The sequence below is a fragment of the Streptomyces sp. NPDC002851 genome (assembly GCF_053591935.1).
Genome location: NZ_JBSFUT010000003.1, coordinates 300,666 through 314,321, shown reverse-complemented (window position 1 = coordinate 314,321; position 13,656 = coordinate 300,666). Strand labels below are relative to the sequence as shown.

10 protein-coding genes are annotated in these 13,656 nt (G+C 72.3%); all 10 read right to left on the bottom strand.

Going from position 1 to position 13,656, the window contains the following annotated elements; all coding sequences use genetic code 11:
* Positions 1-11: 11 nt before the first annotated feature.
* Positions 12-791 carry an exodeoxyribonuclease III gene (locus ACWD10_RS05150; RefSeq protein ID WP_451087120.1) on the bottom strand — a complete coding sequence of 260 codons (780 nt, stop codon included), beginning with the start codon at positions 789-791 and terminating at the stop codon, positions 12-14.
* A 69-nt stretch (positions 792-860) separates the two neighbouring features.
* A complete protein-coding gene (locus ACWD10_RS05145) occupies positions 861-1,529 on the bottom strand; it encodes an MBL fold metallo-hydrolase (protein ID WP_451087118.1) in 669 nt (222 codons plus the stop codon).
* 143 nt (positions 1,530-1,672) lie between these two features.
* Positions 1,673-2,959 carry a bifunctional 3-oxoadipate enol-lactonase/4-carboxymuconolactone decarboxylase PcaDC gene (gene pcaDC, locus ACWD10_RS05140; protein ID WP_451087116.1) on the bottom strand — a complete coding sequence of 429 codons (1,287 nt, stop codon included), beginning with the start codon at positions 2,957-2,959 and terminating at the stop codon, positions 1,673-1,675.
* Positions 2,960-3,167: 208 nt separating this feature from the next.
* Positions 3,168-5,363: an SWIM zinc finger family protein gene (locus ACWD10_RS05135; RefSeq protein ID WP_451087114.1), complete on the bottom strand. Its 2,196-nt coding sequence runs from the start codon at positions 5,361-5,363 to the stop codon at positions 3,168-3,170.
* Complete coding sequence (locus ACWD10_RS05130) at positions 5,360-8,398, bottom strand: DEAD/DEAH box helicase (RefSeq protein WP_451087112.1); 3,039 nt, start codon at positions 8,396-8,398, stop codon at positions 5,360-5,362. The genes ACWD10_RS05135 and ACWD10_RS05130 overlap by 4 nt, the downstream gene beginning before the upstream one ends.
* A 146-nt stretch (positions 8,399-8,544) precedes the next feature.
* Entirely contained in the window at positions 8,545-9,126 is a 582-nt protein-coding gene (locus ACWD10_RS05125; RefSeq protein ID WP_451087110.1) for a sugar kinase, read from the bottom strand.
* The gene (locus ACWD10_RS05120; RefSeq protein WP_451087108.1) at positions 9,123-10,292 is read right to left on the bottom strand and encodes an ROK family glucokinase; all 1,170 of its coding nucleotides are present in this window, start codon (positions 10,290-10,292) and stop codon (positions 9,123-9,125) included. Before ACWD10_RS05120 ends, ACWD10_RS05125 begins: the two co-directional genes overlap by 4 nt.
* Positions 10,293-10,502: 210 nt before the next feature.
* On the bottom strand, positions 10,503-11,327 hold the full coding sequence (locus ACWD10_RS05115) for an ATP-binding cassette domain-containing protein (RefSeq protein WP_451087106.1): 825 nt from the start codon (positions 11,325-11,327) through the stop codon (positions 10,503-10,505).
* On the bottom strand, positions 11,324-12,385 hold the full coding sequence (locus ACWD10_RS05110; RefSeq protein WP_451087104.1) for an ABC transporter permease: 1,062 nt from the start codon (positions 12,383-12,385) through the stop codon (positions 11,324-11,326). The genes ACWD10_RS05115 and ACWD10_RS05110 overlap by 4 nt, the downstream gene beginning before the upstream one ends.
* Positions 12,382-13,389: a sugar ABC transporter substrate-binding protein gene (locus ACWD10_RS05105; protein ID WP_451087102.1), complete on the bottom strand. Its 1,008-nt coding sequence runs from the start codon at positions 13,387-13,389 to the stop codon at positions 12,382-12,384. The genes ACWD10_RS05110 and ACWD10_RS05105 overlap by 4 nt, the downstream gene beginning before the upstream one ends.
* Positions 13,390-13,656 lie beyond the last annotated feature (267 nt).

Sequence of the window (13,656 nt, the reverse complement as noted above, 5' to 3'; positions counted from 1 at the left end):
ACCACGACCGGTTACAGCTCCAGGTCGACCACGACCGGGGCGTGGTCGGACGCGCCCTTGCCCTTGCGCTCCTCGCGGTCGACGTACGCGTCCTTGACGGACTTGGTGAACGGCTCGTTCCCGTACACCAGGTCGATGCGCATGCCCCGGTTCTTCGGGAAGCCGAGGTTCCGGTAGTCCCAGAACGTGAACGCCACGTCGTACTTCAGCGGCCGCGGCACGACCTCTTCGAGGCCCGTCTCGCGCAGCGCCGCGAGGGCGTCCCGCTCGGCCGGGGTGACGTGTGTGGCGCCGTCGAAGAGGCTGATGTCCCACACGTCCTCGTCCGTGGGCGCCACGTTGAAGTCGCCCAGGACCGCGAACGGGGTCGTGCCCGCCGCGTCCTCGGCGACCGCCGTCCGCAGGGTCTCCAGCCAGCGCAGCTTGTACGCGTAGTGCGGGTGGTCCGGCTCCCGGCCGTTCGGCACGTACACCGACCAGACGCGGGCGCCGCCGCAGGTCGCGGCGATCGCGCGGGGCTCCTCCGCGCCGTCGTACGCCGGGCCGCCGGGCAGGCCCTTCACCACGTCCTCGAGGCCCACGCGGGAGATCAGTGCCACGCCGTTCCACCGGCCCGTGGCGTGCACCGCCGACTCGTAGCCCAGCTCGCGCAGCGCGTCCGCCGGGAACTGCTCGGCCGCGCACTTGGTCTCCTGCACGCACAGCACGTCCGTACCGCTGCTCTCCAGCCAGGCGAGCAGCCGCGGCAGGCGGGCGGTGATCGAGTTCACGTTGTAAGTCGCGATGCGCATGTCTCACAACCTACCGGCACGGTCTGACAACCGACTCAGAGCCCGGTGAACCGACTCACAGCTCACAGCTCACAGCCCGGTGCTCTCGCCGGACGCGAGCCGGGCGTGGTCGGCGCCGCCGAGGTTGCCGATGTGGGTGTCGTAGATCGGCCGGGCCAGGTCCGTGAGCAGCGCGTCGTGGATGTCGATGGCGCGCCGCGGCTTGACCTCGCGGACGTACTCGATGACCTCGGAGACCTTGCTCCAGGGGGCCATCACCGGGAGCATCAGCGTGTCCACGGGCCGGTCGGGGACGGTGAACGCGTCGCCGGGGTGGAAGACGGCGGCGGCCTCCGGGTCGATCAGGAAGCCGATGTTGGTGATCCGCGGCAGGTCCGGGTGGATCACCGCGTGCAGCTCGCCGTGCACCTGCACGTCGAAGCCCGCGGCCGTGAACGTGTCGCCGTGGCCGACCACGTGCACGCGGCCCGGGAACGCGGCCCCGAGCTGCTCGGCGACGGACCGCAGCGTCCAGATCTGAGCCGCCGGGTCGGCGTCGAGCGCGGCCCGCAGCCGCTCCTCGTTGAAGTGGTCCGGGTGCTCGTGGGTGATCAGGATCGCCTCGGCACCGAGCGCGGCGTCCGCCTCGCTGAAGCCGCCCGGGTCGACGACGAGCGTCCGCCCGTCCTTCTCCAGGCGGACGCAGGCGTGCGCCTTCTTCGTGAGCGTGAGCGTCGGGGTGGGGTCGGAGTGCGTCATGACACCATCATGCTTCCGGCATGCTTCCGGATCATGGCGGTGGGCGTCATATTTCAGCCCGTCCGGCATTTGCGGACGAGCGCGTGCAGCGCGATGGCCGAGCCCCGTACGACGGTACGCATCCGTGGTCCGCAAGACCCGGCCTACTCTTGCGGCGTCGTCTCCTGCCTTATGACCTCCTGCGCCACCCGGAACGCCGAGTTCGCCGCCGGTACGCCGCAGTACACGCCTGCCTGAAGCAGCACTTCCTTGATCTCGTCCGGGGTGAGGCCATTGCGCAGCGCCGCCCGAACGTGGAAGGCGAGTTCCTCCCGGTGGCCGCCCGCGACCAGGGCCGTGAGGGTCACACAGCTGCGCATCCGGCGGTCGAGACCGGGCCGCGCCCAGACCTCGCCCCAGGCGTACCGGGTCAGGAAGTCCTGGAAGTCGCCGGAGAACTCGTCGGCCTCGGCAAGCGCCCGGTCCACATGGCTGTCGCCGAGGACCTCGCGGCGGACCTTGAGACCGCTGTCGTACGGATCGGGCCGAACGGCACCCGGCATCGGCACCTCGGCGGGCGCGATCTCGGCCACCGGCGACGCGGCCTTCGGCGGCGTGAGCACCGGCTTGACCGGCGGCGCCGGGATCGCCGCCATCGACGGGTTCTGCTCCGCCCAGGCGGTGGAGAAGTGGCGTACGAGCAGGTCGGTGACCGCGCCGGGCTGCTCGACCGGGGCGAGGTGGGAGGCGCCGGGAACGACCGCGAGCCGCGCGTCCGGTATGCCCGCGACCAGGGTGCGCGCCTCGGCGGGCCCGGTGACCTGGTCCTCGGAGCCGACGAGTACCAGCGTCGGCACGCCGATCCGGCCGAGCTCGGAACGGATGTCGAAGGCCGCGAGGGCCTCGCAGGCCGAGATGTAGCAGCCGGGGTCGGTGGTGCGGACCATCTGCACGGCCCACTCGGTGATCGCCGGCTGGTTGGCAGCGAAGCCGGGCGTGAACCAGCGGTCGGGGGCGGTACGGGCGACCGGGTCGAGGCCGTTCGTACGCACGATCACGCCGCGCTGCCGGAACTCGTCGGCGGTACCGAACCGGGGCGAGGCCGCGATCAGGGCGAGCGAGGCGACCCGCTGCGGGTGCCGCAGCGCCAGATCGGCACCGACGGCACCGCCGAGAGCGCAACCCGCGTAGCCGAACCGCTGCACGCCGAGCTGGTCGAGGGTGGCGAGCAGCCGGTCACCGATGTTCGCGACGCTGTCGGCGGGGTGCGCGGGGGCGCCACCGTGGCCGGGCAGGTCGAAGCGGAACACCCGCCAGGTCTTGGTGAGCTCGGGAATCTGCCGGTCCCACATGTGCCACGTGGTACCGAGCGACGGGCCGAGGATGAGGACCGGGGCGTCTTCCGGTCCGTCAAAGCGGTACTGGAGGGCAGGGGTCTTCGATTCGGTCACCGGACCACGGTAAGGGGCAATCCTGACGTCCGAGTTAGCGGGTGCGGCGGTCGCCCGGATTTGTGCGCTTCTGACCTCGCTGTGGGACGGGTCACTTTTTTGGAGTGGGTGTTTCGGGGAGTGGGTGGGGTGGCAGAGGGCTGAATTGGGCCTATTGGCAGCGTGCGGGCGGCAGTTCGGGCGTCAGGGCCGCCGTGGACGTCGGGGATCATGGCCACTCGCGGCTGTCCGGGCCGCCTGGGCGATCCGGGTCTTCGGGAGCGGCTACGAGGGCCAGGGCGTCCACCGGGTCCGGGGTCGGGGTGCCGCGGGGCCACCAGTCGTCGTGGTTCGGCTCGGACTCGTACGCGTACCAGAGGTTGTCCCGGCCGAGGCGCAGTTGGAGGTGGCCGCGGGGGTGGGTCAGGCGGTTGCGCCAGACCTTGAACGGCGGGCCGGCCGGGGAGAGCGCGGCGCGCAGGGCCGGTCGGGCCCGGTCGAAAGGACCCGCGGGCGGATCCCAGGGCTCTTCCAGTACGGCGAGGCCCTCGATGCCGCCCTGGCGCCACGCGGCGACGGCGCGCGCGAGCTCGGCCGGGCTGCGCCCCACCGCGGCCGCGAGCGCGGCGTAGTGGGCGCGGCTCGCCGCGGTCAGGCCGGAGCCGGGGCGCGCGGCGGCCAGGCGCACCGCGTCCTGCCAGAGGCTCAGTTCGCCCACCGGGTCGGTGCCGCCGGTCAGCAGCGCGTGCGCACGGGCCGCGGCGTCCGTGGCCAACTGGTCGAGCGCCAGCGGGTCCGGGCCACCCGGTGGGGCCGGGCAGACCGGGGGCCGACCCGGGTGCGCGGGCGGCGGGAGCGGTGCCGGGAGCGGCGGCAGGTCGCGCGGCGCGAGGGCGTCGGAGGCGCGTACGCCGGGGAGCCGGGCGGGGCTTGGGCTTATGCCGCTGCGGTCGGCCCGGGCCGCGCGGGTGGCGTTACGCCGGGACAGGGCGTCGAGGAGCGTGCGTTCACCCCGGCCGCGCAGCAGGAGCAGCAGGAACGGGTCCTCGTCCAGGAGCCGCGCGGTCCGGTAACAGAGCGCCGCGGCATGCTTGCAGGGCCGCCCCGCATCGGGACAGGAACATTCCGGGTGCAGCTCGCCGGGGCCCGGCAGCAGGCCGACGCCGTCCTCCGCCAGGGAGTGCGGCAGTTCCCTGTCGAGCAGCGCGGCGATATGCCCCGGCCGGTCGGCCGCGGCCTCGAGAAAGCCGTCCCACTCCGCGTCGGAGAAGGTGCGCAGGGTGAGCCGTACGCGGTACGGGCGCGGGCGACTGCCGTGCACGTACGCGAGCACCAGGCCGGGCGTGACGGTGATCGCGTCCACGTGTCCGCCGTCGGCGTAGCGTCGGCCGCGGGCCAGGCGGGCCGGATCGAGGGCGGCTGCTTCCAGGGCGTTGATCCAGGCTGTGCCCCACCAGCTGGGGGTGGGGGTTGGGGTGGTCTCCCCGGTCTTGTCCGTGCCTCTCGCGCGAGAGGCGGGCCCACGGTCCGTGCGGGTCCGGACCCTGCGCCCTCGGTCCGTGCCGTCGCGGCCGGGCCAGTTGGCCGGGAACGTCCGGCGTAGCTCTCCGGGGGCACCGGCCCTTCGGCGGGCGGGCGTCTCTCTCGTCTCTCTCGTCTCTCTCGTCTCTCCCGTCTCTCCCGCGTCCCCCGCCTCCTCCGCCTCCGGTCCGGGCAGTGTGGCGGGGGATGACATCGAAGTCCCGTCGGCTTCGACAGGTCCTCGTGTACGGGGACGGGATCGGGGACGCGCGGCTGCACCGGTCCGGGGCTTGGCGTCCGCCGACCCTCCGTCCGCCGACTCTCCGTCCGCCGACCCTCCGTTCGACGGCTCGGCCTCCTGCGGCGCGGCCGCCTGCGGCACAGCCCCGTCGTCGAGCCCCCGCACGGCTTCCCGCAGCATCCTGCGCAACTCCTCGGCCTGGCGGGCGGGTTGTGAGCCGACCGGGCGGCGCGTCCGCTTACGTCCGCTCCGGTTGGCCGAACTACCGCCGTGGAAACCGGAGTTCCCCGCTCCACGCCCCTGGGGAACGGAGTCCTCCGATCCCTCCACTCCCCCACCTCGGACGCCGGATCCCTCCACTCCCTCGCCCCGGACACCGGATACCTCGACTCCTCCGCCCCGGACACCGGAGTCCTCCACACCGTCGCCGGTACCGCTCTCCCGGCGAGCCGCGCGCAGCGCCTCCCGCGCCGCGTCGGCGGGACGGGGTGCCGACGGGCGCCCGTGGGCGTCGGCCTCGGGCTCGGCGGTGGGGGTCGCCGGTTCCGGGGCCGCCGGGGCGGCGGGCTCCGAGGGCGCGGCGTCCGTGCGGCGCGCCTCGCGCAGGGCGCGGCGGGCCCGGTCCGCGGGGCTCTCCGCGCCGGAGCCGGGTGCCGGGCTCATGACGGCCTCCGCAGGGAGATCAGGTCGGCGAGTTCGCGGTCCGTCAGCTCCGTGAGGGCCGGCTCGCCGGAGCCGAGTACCGCGTCCGCGAGGGCCCGCTTGGCGGTGAGCATGTCGGCGATGCGGTCCTCCACCGTGCCCTCGGTGACGAGACGGTGGACCTGCACCGGCTGGGTCTGCCCGATGCGGTACGCGCGGTCCGTGGCCTGCTCCTCGACCGCCGGGTTCCACCAGCGGTCGTAGTGGATGACGTGGCCCGCGCGGGTGAGGTTGAGGCCGGTGCCCGCGGCCTTGAGGGAGAGGATCAGGACCGGGGTGGCACCCGCCTGGAAGCGGTCCACGATGTGCTCCCGCTCGGCGACCGGCGTACCGCCGTGCAGCAGCTCCACGGGCAGCGCCCGGGTGGCGAGGTGCGCGGCGAGCAGCCGGGCCATGCCGACGTACTGCGTGAACACCAGGGCCGAGCCGTCCTCGGCGAGGATGGTGTCCAACAGCTCGTCGAGCAGGGCGAGTTTGCCCGAGCGGCCGTGCAGGCGCGGCGCCGCTGTCCCTGCCGGGTACGGGCCGTTCGGACGCGGACCCGTCGGATGCGGGCCCACCGGAGTGGTCGCGGCGGCCGGATGCGGGCCGCCTGTGTGGTCGCCGTGGACGCCCTCCTTGAGGTACTGCGCGGGGTGGTTGCAGATCTGCTTGAGCGCGCCGAGGAGTTTGAGCACCAGGCCGCGGCGTGCGATGCCGTCCGCCGCCTCGATTGCGGCCATCGACTCGCGCACCACCGCCTCGTACAGCGCGACTTGCTCCCGGGTGAGCGGCACCGGGTGGTCGGTCTCGGTCTTCGGCGGCAGCTCGGGCACGATGCCGGGGTCCGACTTCTTGCGGCGCAGCAGGAAGGGCCGGATCAGGCGGGCCAGGCGGGCCACCGCCTCGGGGTCGCGGCCCTCGACGCCGTCGCCCTCCACAGCGCGTGCGTGCCGAGAACGGAAGGACTTCAACGGGCCGAGCAGTCCGGGGGTGGTCCAGTCGAGCAGGGCCCAGAGTTCGGAGAGGTTGTTCTCCACGGGGGTGCCGGTGAGGGCGACGCGGGCCGGGGCCGGGATGGTGCGCAGGGCCTTCGCGGTGGCGGAGAGGGGGTTCTTGACGTGCTGTGCCTCGTCGGCGACGACCATGCCCCAGCTCTGTTCGGCGAGTTGGGGTGCGGCGGTGCGCATCGTGGCGTACGTAGTAAGGACGAAGCCGCCGGAGAGGTCGGAGAGGTCCTCCAGGGTGCGGCCCGCGCCGTGGTAGCGGCGCACCGGGACGCCGGGGGCGAAGCGGGCGATCTCCCGCTGCCAGTTGCCGAGCAGCGAGGCCGGGCAGACCACGAGGGTGGGTTCCGGGCGGGCGCGGCGCAGGTGCAGGGCGATGAGGGTCACGGTCTTGCCGAGGCCCATGTCGTCCGCGAGGCAGCCGCCGAGGCCGAGTGAGGTCATCAGGTCGAGCCAGGCCAGGCCACGGAGTTGGTAGTCCCGGAGCCGGGCGTTCAGGCTCGGCGGCGGATCCACCGGAGCCAGTCCGGCGGTGAGCCGGTCGCGCAGCTCGGCGAGCGCGCCGGCCGGGACCGCTTCGACGGTCTCGCCGTCCACCTCGGCGGTGCCGGTGAGGGCCACGGAGAGGGCGTCGACCGGGTCGAGCAGGCCGAGTTCGCGCTTGCGGGCCTTGCGGACCAGGTCCGGGTCGACGAGCACCCACTGGTCGCGCAGCCGCACCACGGGCCGGTGCGCCTCGGCGAGCGCGTCCATCTCGGCCTCGCTGAGCGGCTCGCCACCGAGCGCCAACTGCCAGCGGAACTGGAGAAGTTCACCGCTCTCGAGGAAGCCGGTGCCATCCGTGGCCGAGCCGGGCGCGGGCCGTACGACGGCGGCCGCCGAGAGATCGCGTGCGAGGTCACGCGGCCAGTGCACGGCGACTCCCGCGGCGCGCAGACGGCTCGCGGCGGCCCCGAGCAGATCGGCCAACTCGCTCTCGGACAGGGGCAGTACGTCCGGCTCGGGATGCTCCACGAGTCGTTCGAGCGGGGCCCAGACCCGCGCCGCCCGGCGCAACGCGAGCGCCGCGTCGACCCGGGCCCGCGGCCCGAAGGACGTGGTAACGCCCGCGGCATCGGGGGCGGCATCACCGGACGCACCGGACGCACCGGACCCATCGGGCGCACCCGACGCCCAAAAGTCCGCCGCGTCGACCACAAGAGTGGGGTCGGCCAAGCTGTGCACCTGAAGGACCGCCGCCCCCGCCGTACGAACCGACTCCCCGGCGCCCCCGGTCGCCCCGTCATCCGCACGGTCGAACAGCTCCCGCCCGGACAACTGGAGCCGAAGCGAGATCCGTACCCCCGTATCGAGCCCGGCCGCCGCCTCAGCGGCCCACTCCCGGGCCCCGGGCAGCCGCTGCGCCGCCCGCGCGGCGAAGGGCGCGCCCAGGGCGTGCGGGGCGGCCGGGGTCCGGGGCAGGGTGTCGGCGACCGCGTCGAGGAAGGCGCGCAACAGCGCCTCGGGGTCGGGCAGTTGCAGCGGCCGGACGTCAGGCAGCGGGGCGGCGTGGCCCTCCCAGGGCAGGGCCGCGGCGAGGGCGCGCAGGTGGGCGATGTCCTCGGCGTCCAGCGGGCCCGCCCGCCAGGCGTCGTGGTCGTCGGCCGTGAGCCCGGGAAGGAGGCGGCCCCGGGCCACCAGGTGCAGCGCGAGCCGGGCGGCGCCGCCCCAGCAGGCGGTGGCGGGGTGGGCGGCACGGTGGTGCGCGGCGCGCGCGAGCAGAGGCAGGGCGCGGTCGACGGGCAGGGTGAGGGCGGGGACGGTGACCCTGCGGACGGCGGCGCCCTGGCGACGTACGACCGTGACCTCGGTCAGAACATCGGGCGCGGCGGACGCATGGGCTTCGGGGGCGGCGGACGCCATCGGCTCGGGCAGTTCGCCGCCGTCCGGGGCCCACAGGGCGATCCGGCCCTGGCGGGGCAGGTCGGCGGGCAGGAAGAGAGCGGCGCAGCGCGTCAGGCCAGCGGTCATATGGCGCGGCGCACCCCCCTCTTCGTACGACGGACGCCCGCCGCGTCCGTGCGCGGACGTCCCTGGATCCTCGGACGTCTACGACTGTACGGAGCACCACTGACAATCGACCGGCGGGCGGCGCTCGCCGGGGTGCGGCCCCGGTTTCAGGGCGTCGTCGCCGAGACCACGTAGACCATCGGGTGCTTCGGGTCGGAGCGGTTGACGGTGATGTCCAGGGTGGGCAGCGGGTCCTTGTGCTTGTGGGTGAGCGCCGACCAGGGGCCCTCGCGGGTGAACTCCCAGCCGACGATCTTCCGGTCCCGCTTGCTCACGGTGATCTCGCCGTCCTCCAGCTTGTCGACGTCGGTTCCGGCCCTCTTCAGGAACCGCTCGAGCCCCTCGTTGCTGGTGCGGAACTGGACATAGAGCCGGCTGGTGCGCCAGTTGTTGGTCTCGTAGTACGCGACGTGGTCCGAGCTCTTCGGGATCAGGACCTTGTAGAGGCGGCTCTGGAGCCTCGAGGGCCAGCCCTCGGTGAGGCCGGTGGCGGAGTACTTCTTCTCCTTGTCGCGGCCGCTGTCCCGGCTCTGGTTCGCGGAGATCACGAGGTAACCGGCGGGGATGCCGATGAGCAGCACGATGATGATCGCCGTGAACCAGCGGCGGCGGATCATGTGCCGACGGTTTTCGGGTTTCTTGGAGGGCTCGCCCGGCAGTGGGGACTGGTGGGGCACGGACGGCGTCATTCGTGGTTTCCCTGATCGGTGGTGCGGGCGGCGTGGGAGCCGCGGATGGCCTGGGCGTAGCGCTCGTATCGCTCGTAGCGCTCCAGGCGACGGCGGTTGGCGCGGCGGAACCGGCGGGCGACGAGCCGGGCGAGGTCGGCGGCGCCGACCATGCCCGCCTCGGGGCCCAGCTGGGCCTTGGCGATGCGGGCCTCGGGGCGGTAGCCGCGGCCGGTGAGGTGGCGCCGGAAGGCGTCCCGGGCGGGCCCGATGAGGAGGTCGTCGGCCGCGCTCACGCCGCCGCCGATGACGAAGCAGGACGGGTCGAGTGCGGCGGCGAGGTTGGCGATGCCGACGCCGAGCCACTGCCCGATGTCCTGGAGGAGCTCGACGCACATGGCGTCGCCCTCGCGGGCCAGCTGGGTGATGAGCGGGCCGGTGATGTCGGAGATGTGGCCCTGGACCCGTTCGTTGATGGTGTGCGCGACCGGGGAGTCCGCGGCGGCGAGCTCGCGGGCCTCGCGGACGAGGGCGTTGCCGGAGCTGTACTGCTCCCAGCAGCCGCGGTTGCCGCACGGGCAGCGGTGCCCGCCGGGCACGACCTGCATATGGCCGAACTCGCCCGCGACACCGTATTTGCCCCGCTTGACCTGGCCGTCCTCGAGGATGGCGCCGCCGATGCCGGTGCCCAGGGTGATCATGACGAGGTGGTCCTCGCCGACGCCCGCGCCGAATCGCCACTCGGCCCAGGCCGCGGTGTTGGCGTCGTTGTCGACCATCACCGGGACCGCGAGGCGGCCCTGGAGGGCATCCCGGAGCGGTTCGTTCCGCCAGGACAGGTGCGGGGCGAACAGCACGCGGTTGCGGTCGGCGTCGACCCAGCCGGCGGCGCCGATGCCGACGGCGTGCACGTCGTGCCGGTCGGAGAGGTCGAGCACCAGCTCGCAGATGGTGTCCTCGACGACCTTGGGGCTCTTGGACTTGTCCGGGGTCTCGGTGCGGACCTTCTCCAGGATGTTCCCGTCCGCGTCGACGACGCCCGCCATGACCTTGGTGCCGCCGATGTCGATGCCGACGGTGGGGACGCGGGGGGCGGTGAGGTGCGAACGGCGTTCGCGGGTGCCGACGGTGCGCAGCACGGTGGCCCTTGCGGAGCCGCGGTGCGCCAGGTCGCGGTAGGTGCTCATCGGGCCGATTGTGCCTCACGTGTTCCTGCGGATGCATTGCGGCGTCCCCCGCGCCAGGTCCCCCTTGGCACGCGCGCGTGCCGCCGTACGCAGCGGTGCCCGGCACCGTGGGCTGTGCCCACCCTTCCCCAAGCTCTCAACTTCGTTCGAGCAGGGGAGACCCCACTCGCCCTGCGGAACAGCTGCCCACAGCGGTACTGCGGTACCGATCTAGGAACGCTCCAGCTCATGGCTGAGTTCCTCGAGCTCCGAGCCGCCTGCCATCTGGCGGGTCAGTTCGTCGAGGCCGATGTCGGCGCGCAGGTGGCTGCCGGCCATCGTGCCGCGCTTGAGGAGCACGAAGCGGTCGCCCACCAGGTAGGCGTGGTGCGGGTTGTGCGTGATCAGGACCACGCCGAGGCCCGCGTCCCGGGCCGCCGCGACGTACTTCAGTACGACACCGGACTGTTTGACGCCGAGCGCGGCCGTCGGCTCGTCGAGGACGAGGACCTTCGCGCCGAAGTACACGGCGCGGGCGATGGCCACGCACTGCCGCTCGCCGCCGGAGAGGGTGCCGATGGGCTGGTCCACGTCGCGCAGGTCGATGCCCATGCGGAGCAGCTCGGCGCGCGTGGTGCGGCGCATCACGTCGACGTCCATGCGCTTGAAGGGGCCGGTGCCCCTCGTGGGCTCCGAGCCGAGGAAGAAGTTCCGCCAGACCGGCATCAGGGGGACGACGGCGAGGTCCTGGTAGACGGTGGCGATGCCGCGGTCCAGGGCCTCGCGGGGCTTGTCGAGGCGGGTGTCCTCGCCGTCGATGCGGAAGGTTCCGGCGTCGTGCTGGTGCAGACCGGCGATGATCTTGATGAGGGTCGATTTGCCCGCGCCGTTGTCGCCCAGGACGCAGGTGACCTCTCCGGCGTGCACCTGGAGGGAGACGCCTTCCAGGGCGCGGACGTTGCCGTAGCACTTGCTGACGGAATCCAGCTCTACAAGAGGAGTGCCGTCCTCGTGGGGCGGTACGGCGTCCTTGGGTGCGGCGTCCGGGGTCTTCACTTGTTCGCCTCCGCGCGCTTGCGGACCCAGTGGTTCAGGAGGGTCGCGAGAAGGAGCATGGCTCCGAGGAAGAACTTGTACCAGTCGGCGTCCCACTCGGCGTACACGATGCCCTTGCTGGCCATGCCGAAGATGAAGGCGCCGAAGGCGGAGCCGATCGCGGAGCCGTAGCCGCCGGTGATCAGACAGCCGCCGATGACGGCCGCGATGATGAAGATCAGCTCTTGGCCGACGCCCTCGCCGGACTGCACCTCGTTGAAGGAGAACAACAGGTGCTGGCCGGAGATCCAGGCGGCGAAAGCCACGCCCATATAGAGCCCGATTTTGGTCTTCACCACGGGGACGCCGACGGCCCGGGCCGCGTCCTTGTTGCCGCCGACCGCGAAGATCCAGTTACCGGCGCGGGTGCGCAGCAGGATCCAGGTGGCGACCGCGACGAGGGCGGCCCACCACAGAATCGTCACCTTGAAGGCGACGTCGCCGATGGTGAACTGCGAGGCGAAGAGCTGCTTCGCGGAGTCGAAGCCCTCCATGTCGGAGATCGTCTTGGTGGAGACGGTGCCGCTGATCAGCTTGGTGAAGCCGAGGTTCATGCCGGTCAGCATCAGGAAGGTGCCGAGCGTGATGATGAAGCTAGGCAGCTTGGTCCGGGTCAGCATGAAGCCGTTGAAGACGCCGATGGCGAGCGTGACCAGGAGCGACACCCCGACGCCCACCCAGACGTTCGCGGTCATCTGGTAGCTGAACATCGAGGAGATCAGCGCGGAGCTGGTCACCAGGACACCGGCCGACAGGTCGAACTCGCCGCCGATCATCAACAGCGCCACCGGCACGGCCATGATGCCGATGGTCGACGCGGCGTACAGGACGGTCGACAGGCTGGTGGCGCGCAGGAAGCCGTCGGCGGCGAAGGAGAAGAAGACGAAGACCGCGATGGCGCCGACGACGGCGCCCAGCTCGGGGCGGCCGAGCAGGCGGCGAAGCAGCGAGGTGCCGAGGAGGCGTTCGTCGGCGGTCTTGTCCGGGGTCGGTGCGGGGGCCTTGGCCGTGGTGGTCATCGGGTCCCCCGCTTCGCGTACCCCTCGAGTTCCGCGGCGTCCTTCTTGGTGATGATCTGCGGCCCGGTCAGGACGGGTCGGCCGCCGCCGAGCACATCCGCGTTGTAGCGGTACAGCCAGAGCAGGTCCACGGCCTGGTAGCCCTGCAGGTAGGGCTGCTGGTCGACGGCGAAGCCGAGGGTGCCGTCCTTGAGACCGGCCGCGACCTTGGCGTTCAGGTCGAAGGTGTCGATCTCGGCGTCACTTCCGGCGTCCTGCTTGGCCTGCGCCGCGGTGTCGGCGAACGGGGCGCCGAGCGTGACGACCGTGTCGATGTCCTGGTCCGCCTGCAGCTTGGCCTCGATGTTCGCCTGTACGTCGGGCATGTTGGTGCCGTCGACGTACAGATTGACCATCTCGCCCTTGAAGGTCTTCTTGGCGCCGTCGCAGCGCTGCTCGTGACCGACGTTGCCCTGCTCGTGCAGGACGCAGAGGGCCTTCTTGCGGCCGCGCTCGTTGAGCTCCTCGCCGACCGCCTCACCTGCGATGGTCTCGTCCTGGCCGATGTGGGTGAGGGCGCCGAACTCCTTGGACTCCTTGCTCCCGGAGTTCACGGTGATCACCGGGATCCCGGCCTTCTCGGCCCGCTTCACCGCGGCCTTCATGGCGCCGGGCTTGGCGAGCGTGACGATCAGGCCGTCCACCTTCTTGTCGATGTACGAGTCGACGAGCTCGGCCTGCTCCTTGCCCTCGTCGCTGTGCGCGTACAGGAAGTTGATGTTGTCCTTGACGGCGGCCTGCTTGGCGCCGCTCTGGACGATGTCCCAGAAGGTGTCGCCGTCGCCCGAGTGCGTGACCATGCCGATCGTCCAGCGCGGGGTGTTGACCGCGGCCTTGCCCTGGGCCTGCGCCGCCTTGCGGGCGTCCTCGGCGCGCTTGCCGCCGGTGCTGCTGCATCCCGCCAGGGAGCCGACGCCGAGCGCCGCCGCCAGCGCGATGATTGCCCAGGTTCGAACCCTTGCCACGAAGCCGTGCCCTTCTTGCTGTTTGCGTTGCGCCGCCCAAGTATCGGTCACCGCGTTTTCCGAGGTGGTCGGCGGGGTCATCGGGCCCCGTTCGGCACCGGTCGCTCTGTGGGCTTCAGGCATGGCTCTGTGGGCTTCAGGCATGGCGTCACCTCTTCTCCCCGGCCGCCCGGTGCGGCTGGAGGGAGTTCTAGCGGCGCCCGCTCGACGGCGTCAATGCGTTTGTCAGAACATTCTGACTTCGATACGGGGCAGGGGCGGCCGCCC

Bases quoted from the DNA above. Each gene is read 5' to 3' on its own strand.
- ACWD10_RS05150 (WP_451087120.1), bottom strand. From the start codon at position 791: ATGCGCATCGCGACTTACAACGTGAACTCGATCACCGCCCGCCTGCCG.
- ACWD10_RS05145 (WP_451087118.1), bottom strand. From the start codon at position 1,529: ATGACGCACTCCGACCCCACCCCGACGCTCACGCTCACGAAGAAGGCG.
- ACWD10_RS05135 (WP_451087114.1), bottom strand. From the start codon at position 5,363: ATGAGCCCGGCACCCGGCTCCGGCGCGGAGAGCCCCGCGGACCGGGCC.
- ACWD10_RS05130 (WP_451087112.1), bottom strand. From the start codon at position 8,398: ATGACCGCTGGCCTGACGCGCTGCGCCGCTCTCTTCCTGCCCGCCGAC.
- ACWD10_RS05125 (WP_451087110.1), bottom strand. From the start codon at position 9,126: ATGACGCCGTCCGTGCCCCACCAGTCCCCACTGCCGGGCGAGCCCTCC.
- ACWD10_RS05120 (WP_451087108.1), bottom strand. From the start codon at position 10,292: ATGAGCACCTACCGCGACCTGGCGCACCGCGGCTCCGCAAGGGCCACC.
- ACWD10_RS05110 (WP_451087104.1), bottom strand. From the start codon at position 12,385: ATGACCACCACGGCCAAGGCCCCCGCACCGACCCCGGACAAGACCGCC.